The 12,782-nt window shown below is 68.5% G+C and carries 11 protein-coding genes and 1 tRNA gene; 10 read left to right on the top strand and 2 right to left on the bottom strand.

Annotated elements, in window-relative coordinates; translation table 11 throughout:
* The first annotated feature begins 181 nt into the window (after positions 1-181).
* Together DY245_RS20630 and DY245_RS20635 are read left to right on the top strand one after the other, a co-directional pair.
* Positions 182-697, top strand: coding sequence for a YwqJ-related putative deaminase (locus DY245_RS20630; protein ID WP_128508725.1), 516 nt, complete (start codon positions 182-184; stop codon positions 695-697).
* Positions 698-705: 8 nt separating this feature from the next.
* On the top strand, positions 706-1,263 hold the full coding sequence (locus DY245_RS20635) for an SUKH-3 domain-containing protein (protein WP_128508726.1): 558 nt from the start codon (positions 706-708) through the stop codon (positions 1,261-1,263).
* A gap of 21 nt (positions 1,264-1,284) precedes the next feature.
* Here DY245_RS20635 and DY245_RS20640 read toward each other — a convergent pair whose 3' ends face one another.
* Complete coding sequence (locus tag DY245_RS20640; protein WP_128508727.1) at positions 1,285-2,736, bottom strand: sensor histidine kinase; 1,452 nt, start codon at positions 2,734-2,736, stop codon at positions 1,285-1,287.
* A 157-nt stretch (positions 2,737-2,893) separates the two neighbouring features.
* Between DY245_RS20640 and DY245_RS20645 the strand changes: the two genes are divergently transcribed.
* The 7 genes from DY245_RS20645 (at position 2,894) to DY245_RS20675 (ending at position 8,614) form a co-directional block, all read left to right on the top strand.
* Positions 2,894-3,748, top strand: coding sequence for a hypothetical protein (locus DY245_RS20645; protein ID WP_128508728.1), 855 nt, complete (start codon positions 2,894-2,896; stop codon positions 3,746-3,748).
* A 29-nt stretch (positions 3,749-3,777) separates the two neighbouring features.
* A tRNA-Gln gene (locus DY245_RS20650) sits at positions 3,778-3,849 on the top strand.
* A 120-nt stretch (positions 3,850-3,969) separates the two neighbouring features.
* Positions 3,970-5,427 (top strand): bifunctional UDP-N-acetylglucosamine diphosphorylase/glucosamine-1-phosphate N-acetyltransferase GlmU, encoded by a 1,458-nt coding sequence (glmU, locus tag DY245_RS20655; RefSeq protein ID WP_128508729.1) that lies wholly within the window; start codon positions 3,970-3,972, stop codon positions 5,425-5,427.
* A 72-nt stretch (positions 5,428-5,499) separates the two neighbouring features.
* Complete coding sequence (locus DY245_RS20660; protein ID WP_128508730.1) at positions 5,500-6,474, top strand: ribose-phosphate diphosphokinase; 975 nt, start codon at positions 5,500-5,502, stop codon at positions 6,472-6,474.
* Positions 6,475-6,664: 190 nt separating this feature from the next.
* A complete protein-coding gene (locus DY245_RS20665; protein ID WP_128508731.1) occupies positions 6,665-7,255 on the top strand; it encodes a 50S ribosomal protein L25/general stress protein Ctc in 591 nt (196 codons plus the stop codon).
* A 166-nt stretch (positions 7,256-7,421) separates the two neighbouring features.
* A complete protein-coding gene (gene pth / locus DY245_RS20670; RefSeq protein WP_128508732.1) occupies positions 7,422-8,009 on the top strand; it encodes an aminoacyl-tRNA hydrolase in 588 nt (195 codons plus the stop codon).
* 80 nt (positions 8,010-8,089) lie between these two features.
* The gene (locus DY245_RS20675) at positions 8,090-8,614 is read left to right on the top strand and encodes a hypothetical protein (protein ID WP_128508733.1); all 525 of its coding nucleotides are present in this window, start codon (positions 8,090-8,092) and stop codon (positions 8,612-8,614) included.
* Between the two features lie 69 nt (positions 8,615-8,683).
* Here the strand turns inward: DY245_RS20675 and ppc are convergent, their stop codons facing one another.
* On the bottom strand, positions 8,684-11,449 hold the full coding sequence (gene ppc, locus DY245_RS20680) for a phosphoenolpyruvate carboxylase (protein ID WP_128508734.1): 2,766 nt from the start codon (positions 11,447-11,449) through the stop codon (positions 8,684-8,686).
* A 307-nt stretch (positions 11,450-11,756) separates the two neighbouring features.
* Between ppc and DY245_RS20685 the strand changes: the two genes are divergently transcribed.
* Positions 11,757-12,767, top strand: coding sequence for an acyl-CoA desaturase (locus DY245_RS20685; protein ID WP_128508735.1), 1,011 nt, complete (start codon positions 11,757-11,759; stop codon positions 12,765-12,767).
* Positions 12,768-12,782: the final 15 nt, after the last annotated feature.

Genomic DNA, 12,782 nt, shown 5'->3' on the forward strand with positions numbered 1-12,782 from the left:
GGCCCACCACCCCCGAGCCCCCCGCGCACCACCCCGCCCACCAGCCCCGTTACCCCACCGACCAACACCCCGTCAGCTCCCAGTGAGATCACCGACAGTGCGCCCGACTACCGCAACACCCAGCACATTTGGCAGGCTGACCTCGCAACCGGGGTGGATTGCAGGGAGGGAAAGCACCACCATGAGCACCACTGCACGCCACCACAGCTCCGCCACCGGCGATCCACGCATCGGCTGGAGCGGCACCGCCGACGACGAACGCGCGCCCGTTCTGCACCACCGGCGCGACGGCATCCTCCCCACCATCGGCGCCGCCTTGTCCGTACGCGGACAAACCCTCACCTGCACCGCAAGCAAGGCGGAACAGCCCCCCGCCCTGCACCCCCTCGTCCAGGACTTCCTCGACACCCTCGCCACCGGACAACGCGAACGCTTCACCGGCCGCTGCCCCGAAGCCGTCCTGCTCTCCCGCCACCTCACCGCCGTCGAAAACAACCGCGGCAAACGCGCCTCCCGCAAACCCCTCACCAACGGCGAAGCCCGCCGCTCCCTGAAACACTCCAAAATCACCGCCCGCCACATCCGCGAGGACGGCGACCCCCAGCACGGCAGCTACGCCCCGCCCTGCCGCTCCTGCGACGCACTCCTCGCCCACTTCGGCGTCATGCCCATCGGCGCGACGCCCACAGGAAGCTGACCGCCACCATGCCGCCCACCACCCCCGGCCCCCGCACCCCCATCCACGACCGCACCGACTCCACCCGCTTCCCCGCCGCCGTCGACATCGCCCTCCACGAAGCAGGATGGCAACCCGGCCGCTGGGACATAAAGCAGGCCGAACACTGGGCCGACACCCTCCGCGCCCACACCTCCCCCGCAGGCCACCGCCACACCGTCTTCCCCGCCGCCGTCGAAGCCTGGGCCGAATTCGGCGGCCTGCGCATCGCCGGCCCCGGCCCCGGCCGCCACCTCGCCCCCGCCCCCTTCGTCATCGACCCCCTGCACGGCCTCCACCTCGCCCGCACCCTCGGCGACCTCGGCCGCGCCCTGGAAACCGACGTCGCCCCCCTCGGCCGCGAAGAACTCACCGCCCCCGACGGCACCACCTGCGCCCAGGCCACCCTCGCCATCGACACCGAAGGCCGCATCTACAGCCTCGACCACACAGGCGACTGGTACCTCGGCCCCACCATCGACACCGCCCTGAACACCCTCGTCCTCGGCACCCGGCCCACCCGCCTGGGCCTCACACCCCAGGGCTGACCACTCGGCGGTACGGCGACGTCACCCGGCGACATGCGACGCCGGCACCACGGCCGACACCCGAAAACCACCCGCCTCCGTAGGGCCGGAAACAAACACACCCCCCAGCGCCGTCACCCGCTCCCGCATCCCCACCAGACCGTTCCCACCGCTCGGCAGCCCCGCATCCGCCGCACCGCCCTCACACGGCCCGTTCTCCACCTGCACCGCCACCTCGCCGTCCCGATGCGCCAGCCGCACCCGCGCCCGCGCACCCGGCGCATGCTTGTGCACATTCGTCAGCGCTTCCTGAACCACCCGGTACACCGTCCGCTCCACCCGCGCCGCATACCGGCGCCCCACGACACCGACACCCTCCACCGACAACTCGACGACCATCCCCGCCGCCCGGGACTGCCCCACCAGATCCCCCAGCTCCGCCAGACACGGCCCCTCGGCATCCGACTCCCCCGCACCGGCCGCCGACACCGACGACGCCGACGACGACACCCCGGCACCGGCACCCTCATCGGACGGCGACCGCACAGAAGCCCGCTCCGCCGACGCCGACACCTGCGCCTTCGCCCCCACCTGCGAAGCCACCGCCGCCAACCGCTCCGGCGCATCCGACCCCGCACCACCACGCACCGCCGAACCCTCGGCCGTACGCAGCACCCCCAACATCTCGCGCAACTCCGTCAGCGCCTGACGCCCCATGTCCCCGACCAGACCCGCGTTCTTCGACGCCTTCTCCGGATCCTTCAACGCCACCGCCTGCAACGCCGCGGCATGCACCACCATCAGACTCACCCGGTGCGCCACCACATCGTGCATCTCCCGGGCAATCCGCGTCCGCTCCTCGTTACGGGCCCACTCCGCCCGCTCCTCGGCCCGGTCCGCCAGCAACGACAGCTCACGCTCCAGACCGTCCGCCCGCTCCCGCAAGCTCTCCACCAGCCGCCGCCGCGCCCCGATGTACAAACCCCACAGCACCGGCGGCGCCGTCAGCACCAGCCCCAGCGCAAGCGACATCGTCGGCACGAACCACATCGGCGGATTGAAGTCCTCCTGCGCCGCCACGTCCTGCCGCATGCTGAGGAACGTCGTCACCAACGTCCCCACCACGGTCATCGACGCCAACAGCGCCGTGATCCGACGCGGCACATCCGACGCGGCAAGCGTGTACAGCCCCACCACACTCAGCAGCCCGCCCATCTCCGCGGGCATCACCGCTATCGAGACCAGCACAACCACCACGGGCCACCGCCGGCGCACCAACAGCACCGGCCCCACCAACAGGCCGAGCAGCATCCCGAGCAGCTCGGGCAGCTGCGCATCCTGCGCGAACAGCACACCCTCGAACGCGCACTCCGCCGCCGAAGCCGCCGCCAGAAACACATCCAGCACGGCACTGCGCCGCCGGGCCCACCACCACGGCCCACTCACCGGCGCACCCCGCGCGCCCACACCTTCACTTGCCCCCGTCGCGGTCATACCGTCCAGCCTACGGGCGGCCCGCCCCCGTTCCCCCGGCGAGTTCCCGGGCACAGGTCAGGCCCATTACGAGCCCTTACCGCCGGTTATCCCTCGAACTGTTGAATCGACCACATTTTCCCCCTTTCCGCACACACGTACCCGACACCCTGTTCCCATGACGCACACCCGCCGGAACCACCCCGACTACGAATCGTTACGCCCCCAAGCCGTCACCCTGCGCCATGCCGGCCTCAGCCGCCGCCAGATCCGCGACCGCCTCCATGTCCACAACAACGACATCCTCAACCGCCTCCTGGAAGGCGTACCGGCCCCGGACTGGACCCGCCGGCCGAACGCCAAGGACGACCTACGGGCGAAGGCACGCGAGCTGCGCCTGCAGGGCATGACCTACGACGAGATCCAGGTCGAACTGGGCTGCTCGAAGAGCTCGATCTCGCTGTGGGTACGCGATCTGCCGAAGCCGGCCCCCCGCACACGCGAGGAGGCGTCCGCCATCGCCCGACGCGGCTGGGAGGCGACGCTCAAGCGACGGGAGGAGGAGCGCCAGGAGACGAAGCGCATCGCGACCGCCGAAATCGGCGAGCTCACCGACCGGGAACTGCTCCTGGTCGGCGTCGGGCTGTACTGGTCGGAGGGCAGCAAGAGCAAGCCGTACCGGCTCAGCGAACGCGCAGTCTTCATCAACAGCGACCCCGACATGATCCGGATCTATCTCAGATGGCTCCGCCTGCTGGGCGTGAAGCCAGAGCGACTGCGCTTCCACGTGCACATCCACGAGTCCGCTGACGTAGGCGCCGCCGAGCGATTCTGGGCGGATCTGGTCGGCATCGACCGTTCGGACCTGGGCAAGACCACGCTCAAGAAGCACAACCCCAAGACTGCGCGCAAGAACGTCGGCGAAAGTTACCGAGGGTGCCTCTCGATCAGAGTCACGCAAAGCGCGGACCTATACCGTCGCATCGAAGGCTGGTGGTACGGCATAGTGTTGGGAGCCGAGCGGCCAGACTGATGGGATGTCCGCTTTAGGTGGCTTTACCGTCCCCCGTGGTGTAATGGGCAACACTGTCGGTTTTGGTCCGACCATTAGAGGTTCGAGTCCTCTCGGGGGAGCAAGCAAAGTTCGGGTCCTGACCGCACGGTCAGGACCCGCGCGCGTTTCGGGTGCAATACGCACCGGTATCCTTCGGATGACCACCACCCGAAGTAGCCAAGAAGCCGAAGGGCATCCCCGTGAGCGCCAACCGCCCGGCAGCCGTCGTCGTTCTCGCAGCGGGTGAGGGAACCCGCATGAAGTCGGCGACCCCAAAGGTCCTGCACGCCATCTGCGGCCGCTCCCTCGTCGGACATGTCGTCGCCGCCTCCCGTGAGCTGGACCCCGAGAATCTCATCGTGGTCGTCGGCCATGCCCGTGAGCAGGTGCAGGCCCATCTTTCCGAGGTCGACCCGGCCGTGCGCACCGTGGTGCAGCACGAGCAGAAGGGCACCGGCCACGCCGTCCGTACGGCTCTGGACGAGCTGACCAACAGCGGTGTCGCCCTCGACGGCACCGTGATCGTGGTCTGTGGTGACACCCCGCTGCTGACCGGCGAGACCCTTGAGCAGCTCAGTGCCACGCACGCGGCGGACGGTAACGCCGTGACCGTTCTTTCGGCGGAGGTCCCGGACTCCACCGGCTACGGTCGCATCGTGCGGGAGGCGGGCACCGGTGCGGTGACCGCGATCGTCGAGCACAAGGACGCCAGCGACTCCCAGCGTGCGATCCGGGAGATCAACTCGGGGGTCTTCGCCTTCGACGCGCGGCTGCTCGTGGACGCGCTGGGCAAGGTGCGTACGGACAACAGTCAGGGTGAGGAGTACCTCACCGATGTGCTGGGGATCGTGCGGGAGGCCGGGCATCGGGTCGGTGCCGCGGTGGCTGCCGATCACCGGGAGATCCTCGGGATCAACAACCGGGTGCAGCTGGCGGAGGCGCGACGGCTGCTGAACGAGCGGTTGCTGGAGCGGGCGATGCTGGCCGGTGTGACGATCGTGGATCCGGCGTCGACGTGGCTGGATGTGTCGGTGTCGTTCGAGCAGGACGCGACGGTGCATCCGGGTACGCAGCTTCTTGGTTCGACGCATATCGGCACGGGTGCCGAGGTGGGTCCGCATTCGCGGCTGGCGGATACGTCGGTGGGTGCGGGTGCGGTGGCGTCGTTCACGGTGGCCGAGGGTGCGCGTATTGGTGAGGGCGCGAGTGTCGGTCCTTACGCGTATCTGCGTCCGGGGACGGATCTTGGTCCTCGTGCGAAGGCCGGTACGTATGTGGAGATGAAGAACGCGTCGATCGGTGAGGGCACGAAGGTGCCGCATCTTTCTTACGTGGGGGATGCGACGATTGGTGAGTTCACCAATATCGGCGCGGCGAGTGTCTTTGTGAACTACGACGGTGAGGCGAAGCACCACACCACGGTCGGTTCGCATTGCAAGACGGGGTCGGACAACATGTTTGTGGCTCCTGTCACGGTCGGGGATGGCGCTTATACGGCTGCCGGCTCGGTCATCACCAAGGATGTGCCCCCGGGTTCGCTGGCGGTCGCGCGTGGCCAGCAGCGGAATATCGAGGGTTGGGTCGCGCGTAAGCGGCCTGGAAGTGCCGCCGCGCAGGCCGCTGCGGCTGCTCGCCAGGAGTCCGAGGGCGAGCGGTGATCGTGCAAGGGGTGCGCCGTGCGGGGCGTACCGTGATAAGCGCAGGCAAACTGTGATTCGAGGAGATTTGCTGTGACCGGGATCAAGACGACCGGCGAGAAGAAGCTGATGCTCTTCTCCGGCCGCGCCCACCCCGAGCTGGCGGAGGAGGTCGCGGATCAGCTGGGTGTGGGCCTGGTCCCGACGAAGGCTTTTGACTTCGCCAACGGTGAGATCTATGTGCGCTATCAGGAGTCGGCGCGTGGTGCGGACTGCTTTTTGATTCAGAGCCACACGGCTCCGATCAATAAGTGGATCATGGAGCAGCTCATCATGATTGATGCTCTCAAGCGGGCTTCGGCCCGGAGCATCACTGTGGTGATCCCTTCCTACGGCTATGCCCGTCAGGACAAGAAGCACCGTGGCCGGGAGCCGATTTCGGCCCGGCTGATCGCCGATCTGCTCAAGACGGCGGGTGCGGACCGTATTGTCACGGTGGATCTGCACACGGACCAGATTCAGGGCTTCTTCGACGGCCCGGTGGACCACCTCTTTGCGCTGCCGATCCTGGCGGACTATGTGGGTGCGAAGGTGGACCGCGACAAGCTGACCGTGGTCTCACCGGATGCGGGCCGGGTGCGTGTGGCGGACCGTTGGTGTGACCGTCTGGATGCTCCTCTTGCGATTGTGCACAAGCGGCGCGACAAGGACGTGGCGAATCAGGTCACCGTCCATGAGGTCGTCGGCGATGTGCAGGACCGGGTGTGTGTCCTGGTCGACGACATGATCGACACCGGTGGCACGATCTGTGCGGCGGCGGATGCGCTGTTCGCCAATGGTGCGGCGGATGTCATCGTGACGGCCACGCACGGCATTCTGTCGGGTCCGGCGGCGGATCGTCTGAAGAACTCCAAGGTGAGTGAGTTCGTCTTTACGAATACGCTGCCGACGCCGGGCGAGCTGGAGCTGGACAAGATCACGGTGCTGTCGATGGCGCCGACGATTGCGCGGGCGATCCGTGAGGTGTTCGAGGACGGTTCGGTGACGAGCCTCTTCGAGGAGCAGTGAGCCTGATCTCGTAATCGGAGATCGACTTTGGGGCGGCCTCCCGGCCGGGTAGACTCGTGGAGTTGCTCGGCGAGGGAGGCCGTCCTCTTTGTGAGGTACGGCGGTCCGTTATCGACGCGCTCTTCGTAGCAGGTCTGTCGTGGGCCGGGTAACGCCCACCAGATGTTTCTGAGATACGAGGAGTGCAGTCATGGCTGAGGTCAAGCTTGCCGCTGAGGTTCGTACCAACTTCGGTAAGGGCGCTGCCCGCCAGACCCGCCGCGAGAAGAAGGTTCCGGGCGTCATCTACGGTCACGGTGCCGAGCCGCAGCACGTCGCGATCGACAGCCACGCGCTGATGATGGCTCTGAAGACCCCGAACGTGCTGCTCCGGCTGGACGTTGACGGCAAGAGCGCGCTGGTCATCCCGAAGGCCGTGCAGCGTGAGGCGATCCGTGGCTTCCTGGTCCACGTGGACTTCCTGGCCGTGAAGAAGGGCGAGAAGGTCACCGTCGAGCTGCCGATCCAGACCGAGGGCGAGCTGGCCCCGGGCGGCAACCTGCTGGAGCACATCCTCAACACCCTGCCGGTCGAGGCCGAGGCCACCCACATCCCGGAGTCGGTGACCGTCTCCATCGCGGGTCTGGACGCCGGTTCTTCGGTGCTGGCCAAGGACATCACGCTGCCGGCGGGTTCGTCGCTGGCCGTTGACGCGGACGCTGTGGTGCTGCAGGTCGTCGCGGCGCAGGCGGAGGCTCCGGCCGAGGAGGCCGCCGAGGCGGGCGAAGAGGCCCAGGCCTGAGTCGCTTTTGCCGGGACGGTTCTTGGCGTTTTCGCTGAGACGGCTCTTGGCGCTTTGTCCAACCGCTGCCGCGCGCCTTTGGGTGCGGGGTGGCGGTTGGGCTGTTTCATGGGCAAATTGTGGTCGGGGCCGGTGGGTGTTGCCGGCGGATGTGGGAGTGGCTGAGATGGCGGACGCTGATCCGTGGCTGGTTGTGGGGTTGGGTAATCCGGGTCCGGAGTATGCGGGCAATCGCCACAATGTGGGGTTCATGGTGGCTGATCTGCTGGCGGAGCGGATGGGTGGCCGTTTCAAGGCGCACAAGGCGCGGGCGCAGGTGGTGGAGGGGCGGATCGGTCCGCCGGGGCTGGGGAGTCGCCGGGTGGTGGTGGCGAAGCCGTTGTCGTTCATGAATCTGTCGGGTGGGCCGACGACGGCGTTGCGGGATTTCTACAAGGTGCCGGTGGCCAACATCATTGCGATTCATGATGAGTTGGACATTGATTTCGGTGCGTTGCGGTTGAAGTTGGGTGGTGGCGACAACGGTCACAACGGTTTGAAGTCGATCACGAAGTCGTTGGGTGCGGAGTATCACCGGGTGCGGTTCGGGATCGGGCGTCCGCCGGGTCGTATGCAGGTGGCGGATTTTGTGCTGAAGGATTTTTCTTCGGCGGAGCGCCGGGAGCTGGATTATTTCGTGGATCGTGCTGCGGATGCCGTGGAGACGTTGATCGTGGATGGTTTGGAACGGGCGCAGAGTACGTACAACACGTGAATGGGACAGCGGGGGTCAGGCTCTGACGAACCGTTGTCCGAGGTTGACCGGGTGCTGGTGGATGGCCAAGGATCGCCGCCATGCCCAGAAGCAGTGCGCGCACCAGTTCGGTCAGACGCAGTCGTTCCCGGCGGGTCGGTGAGAGCGCCTATGGGGTGCTGCTTGTCGCCAGGACCGGGTTGATGGGTCTGCTGGCGTTGCTCCTGCTGGTCGCGGGGGTGTGGACGTCGTGGAACACGGCGCAGTACGCGATGCTCGTCAAGGCGCGGGAGCGCGGGATGATGACGGTGTCGGCGTGTGCGGCGGAGCGGTGCACGGGGCCGTATGTGCCGACGGAGGGGGAGGGCCGGCGGCGGGCGAAGGTGACCATTGCGCAGGCTGCGGCGCCGGACAAGGGTGCGCGGGTCGAGGTGACGATCAAGCCGGGTACGGCGCATGCGGTGCGGACGGGGCCGGCCGGGATCTTGCATGCGTGGGTGCCGTTTGCCGGGTCGTTGTTGCTGGCGGCGTTGGTGGTGGCCGGGGGGATGCGGTTGCGGCGTACGGCGTGGGTGATGGGGTTGTTGGGGGCGGTGTTGCTCGGGGCGGCGTTTGCCGCGTTGTAGGGCCTGTACGGCGGCGGCCCGCCTCCTCTTTGGTGAGGGGGCGGGCCGCTGTCGTGTGGCGGGGGTGGGTCAGCCGGTGTTGCGCAGTCCGGCGGCGACTCCGTTGACGGTGAGCAGCAGGGCGCGGGCCAGTACCCGATCCGGCTCCTCGCTCCGTTCGGCGGCGGTGCGCTGGCGGTGCAGCAGCGAGACCTGGAGGTAGGAGATCGGGTCGAGGTAGGCGTCGCGGATGTGGAAGGTCTGCTTGAGGACCGGGTTGGAGTCGAGGAGTTCGGTCTCTCCGGTGATGCGCAGGACCTCGGCGACGGTGAGCTCGTGCTCGGCCTTGATGACGTCGAAGACGTGCTTGAGGTGGTCGGGGACGAGGGTGTCGACGTAGTGCTGGGCGATCCGCAGGTCGGTCTTGGCCAGCGTCATTTCGACGTTGGACAGGAAGTTGCGGAAGAAGTGCCAGTGCTCGTGCATCTCGTCGAGGACGGTGTCGAGTCCGGCCTCGCGGGCGGCCTTCAGGCCCGTGCCGACGCCGAACCAGCCGGGGACGATCTGGCGGGACTGGGTCCAGCCGAAGACCCACGGGATGGCGCGCAGTCCGTCGAGGCCGGCGCCGGAGTCGGGGCGGCGGGAGGGGCGTGAGCCCAGGTGGAGCTCGGCGAGCTGGTCCACGGGGGTGGAGGCGAAGAAGTAGGCGGGCAGGTCGGGGTCTTCGACCAGGCGCCGGTAGGAGCCGTGGGCGGCTTCGGAGACGGTTTCCATGGCCGCGTCCCAGCGGGCGAGGGCTTCGTCGGACTGCCGGGGCGCGGTGTGCAGGGCGGACGCCTGGAGCGTGGCGGCGACGGTCAGCTCCAGGTTCTCCCGTGCCAGCGACGGCACCAGGTACTTGTCGGAGATGACTTCGCCCTGCTCGGTGACCTTGATCTCGCCTTCCAGCGTCCCGTAGGGCTGGGCGAGGATCGCGTCGTGGGAGGGGCCGCCGCCTCGGCCGACGGTGCCGCCGCGGCCGTGGAAGAGGCGCAGTCGTACGCCGTGCCGGTGGGCGACGTCGCGCAGCAGGCGCTGGGCGCGGTGGATCTCCCACTGGGAGGTGGTGATGCCGCCGAACTTGGAGGAGTCCGAGTAGCCGAGCATGACTTCCTGGACGTCGCCGCGCAGGGCGACCAGGCGCCGGTACGAGGGGTCGGCGAGCATTTCGTCCAGCAGCTGGTCGGCGATCTTGAGCTCGTCGGTGGTCTCCAGGAGCGGGACGATGCCGATCTTGGCCCAGCCGGCGTGCAGGTCGATCAGGCCGGCCTCGCGGGCGAGGACGGTGGCGGCGAGGACGTCGTCGGAGCCCTGGCACATCGAGATGATGTAGGACTCGATGACCTCGGGGCCGAAGGTCCGCTTGGCGTCGAGGATGGTGCGGAAGACGCCGAGGGTCTTGGCGCCGGCCTCGTCGAGCGGCGGCGGGGTGGGGGCGAGGGGGCGGCGGGAGCGCAGTTCCTTGGCGAGGAGCTTGCGGCGGTACTCGCGCGGCATGTCCACATAGCGCCAGGATTCTTCGCCGAGGCGGTCGAAGAGCTGGCCGAGCGCGTGGTGGTGGGCGTCGGCGTGCTCGCGGATGTCCATGGTGGCGAGCTGGAGGCCGAAGGCGGCGATCGTGCGGATCGTGCGTTCCAGCTGGCCGTGGGCGACCAGGCCGCCGCGGTGTTCGCGCAGCGAGCTCTGGATGAGGGCGAGGTCGTCGAGGAGTTCCGCGGTGCCGAGGTAGTCGCGGCCGGGGACGTGGGGGGTGTCGGCGGCGAGGCGGTCACGGGTGTTGACGAGCTTTTGCCGGATGCAGGTCGCCTTGAGGCGGTAGGGCTCTTCGCTGTTGAGCCGCTTGTAGCGCGGGCTGATCTCCGGGAGGAGTTCGAGGTCGCGGTTGAGCGAGGCGAGGAGCTCGTCGGTGGCTCCGCAGTTGCGGATGGAGTTGGACAGCGCGCCGCGCAGCTCGTCGATGTGCTCCAGGGCGTCGGTGATGCCGTGCTCGTGCTGGAGGATCAGGACGTCCCAGGTCACCTGGGGGGTGACGTTGGGGTTGCCGTCGCGGTCGCCGCCGATCCAGGTGCCGAAGGTGAGCGGGCGGGTGCCGGCGGGCAGCTCGGTGCCGGCGCGCTCCAGCTCGGCGGCGAGGTCTTCGAGGACGTCGCCGACCGCGCCGCGTCCCAGCTCATCGAGGTAGTAGATGGCGTTGCGGGCCTCGTCGGTCGGCTCGGGGCGGGCCACCCGCAGCTCGTCCGTCTGCCAGATGAGGTCGATGTTCTCGGCGAGGCGGAGGTCGACGCGGCGGCGCTCGGTGGTGTCCGTGCGGTCCAGCAGCTCGGCGACCTTGCGGAGCTTGGTGAGGACGGAGCGCCGGGCGGCCTCGGTGGGGTGTGCGGTGAAGACGGGGCGGACGCCGAGGTTGGCCGCGGTTTCGCGCAGGTGCTCGGGGTCGGCGTCCTTGAGCATGTCGGCGGTGCGGGCGAGGATGCCGCCCTCGGCGGCGCGTCGGGCGCGCAGCTCGCGGCCGCGGTGGACCTGCTCGGTGACGTTGGCGAGGTGGAAGTACGTGGAGAAGGCGCGGACCAGCTTGGCGGCGGTGGCCAGGTCGGTGTCGCCCAGGAGGCGGGCCGCGGCTTCGCCGTCGGAGCGGGTCAGGGCGCGTACCTGCTCGACGAGGTCGAGCAGCTCCTGTCCCTCCTGTCGCACGAGGGTTTCGCCGAGGAGGTCACCGAGGCGGCGGATGTCGGCACGCAGGGCGATGTTGTCGCTGGTGCCGGCTTCGGGGCGCTCGGTGGGTGCGGTCTCGGCAGCGGTGTTGTCGGCACTGCTCACAGGTGCGGCTCCTTGCAGTGATCTAGGAGGGGCGTCGCACCGCGGCTCGTGGAAGGGTGGCGGCGGGCGACGGGTTGGCACGTCTGATGCGGGCGGGGTGCGGACCGCGCTGTCCGACGTCCCCAGGATAGGTCTGCCCGGCGTCGGCGGATCACACCGTCCGCTGGGTGGGCATCCGCGGGGGCAGGTGGGGTGCGGGGGCCTGTCACGGCCTTGCCCGTGGCGGTGTCGCTGCCATACTTACGAGACCGTAGGTTACGGTCCCGTAGCCGTAGCCGTGCCCCCGAGCCCCCCGACGAGGGACACCATGACCGCTGGCCCTGAAGCCGTAGAAGATCCACCGATTCCTGCCGGTTCGTCCGTTGATGCGGCTGCCGGCGCCCTGCCGTCCGCGACGCTGGGCGGCGAGCAGCGCAGGTCGCTCGAACAGATCACACTCCTGCTCTTCATCACCGTCCCGTTCGTGGCGCTGGTGGCCGCGGTGCCGCTGGCCTGGGGCTGGGGGGTGAGCTGGCTGGATCTCGGGCTGATGACGGCGATGTACTACGTCGGCTGCCATGGCATCACGATCGGCTTCCACCGCTACTTCACGCATGGTTCGTTCAAGGCGAAGCGGCCGTTGCGGATCGCGTTGGCGATCATGGGGTCCCTGGCCGTCGAGGGGCCGCTGGTGCGCTGGGTGGCGGATCACCGCAAACACCACAAGTTCTCCGATGCCGAGGGTGACCCGCACTCGCCGTGGCGCTTCGGCGAGACGGTGCCCGCCCTGATGAAGGGCCTGTGGTGGGCGCATATCGGCTGGATGTTCGACGAGGAGCAGACCCCGCAGCACAAGTACGCACCGGACCTGATCAAGGACGATGCGATCCGTACGATCTCCCGCCAGTTCGTCGTGTGGACGGCGGTGTCGCTGCTCATCCCGCCGCTGGTCGGCGGCCTGGTCACCTGGTCCTGGCAGGGCGCGCTGACCGCGTTCTTCTGGGGCTCGCTCGTCCGGGTCGCGCTGCTGCATCACGTCACGTGGTCGATCAACTCCATCTGCCACGCGGTCGGCAAGCGCCCGTTCAAATCCCGTGACCGTTCCGGCAATGTCTGGTGGCTGGCGGTGCTGTCCTGCGGTGAGTCGTGGCACAACCTCCATCACGCGGACCCGACCAGCGCCCGGCACGGTGTGATGAAGGGGCAGCTGGACTCCAGCGCCCGGTTGATCCGCTGGTTCGAGCTGGCGGGCTGGGCGTATGACGTCCGGTGGCCGAACGCGGCCCGTATCGATGCCCGGCGCAACGAGACGGCCGGTGGGGGTACCTCCCCGCGGTAGCCGGGGGAGGCATGA

Source organism: Streptomyces inhibens (assembly GCF_003389455.1).
GTDB classification, from domain to species: Bacteria; Actinomycetota; Actinomycetes; order Streptomycetales; family Streptomycetaceae; genus Streptomyces; species Streptomyces inhibens.

What these genes read in the sequence shown, in the direction of transcription:
- DY245_RS20630 (WP_128508725.1), top strand. Translation starts at nt 182, where the DNA reads ATGAGCACCACTGCACGCCACCACAGCTCCGCCACCGGCGATCCACGC.
- DY245_RS20635 (WP_128508726.1), top strand. Translation starts at nt 706, where the DNA reads ATGCCGCCCACCACCCCCGGCCCCCGCACCCCCATCCACGACCGCACC.
- DY245_RS20640 (WP_128508727.1), bottom strand. Translation starts at nt 2,736, where the DNA reads ATGACCGCGACGGGGGCAAGTGAAGGTGTGGGCGCGCGGGGTGCGCCG.
- DY245_RS20645 (WP_128508728.1), top strand. Translation starts at nt 2,894, where the DNA reads ATGACGCACACCCGCCGGAACCACCCCGACTACGAATCGTTACGCCCC.
- DY245_RS20665 (WP_128508731.1), top strand. Translation starts at nt 6,665, where the DNA reads ATGGCTGAGGTCAAGCTTGCCGCTGAGGTTCGTACCAACTTCGGTAAG.
- pth (WP_128508732.1), top strand. Translation starts at nt 7,422, where the DNA reads ATGGCGGACGCTGATCCGTGGCTGGTTGTGGGGTTGGGTAATCCGGGT.
- DY245_RS20675 (WP_128508733.1), top strand. Translation starts at nt 8,090, where the DNA reads ATGCCCAGAAGCAGTGCGCGCACCAGTTCGGTCAGACGCAGTCGTTCC.
- DY245_RS20685 (WP_128508735.1), top strand. Translation starts at nt 11,757, where the DNA reads ATGACCGCTGGCCCTGAAGCCGTAGAAGATCCACCGATTCCTGCCGGT.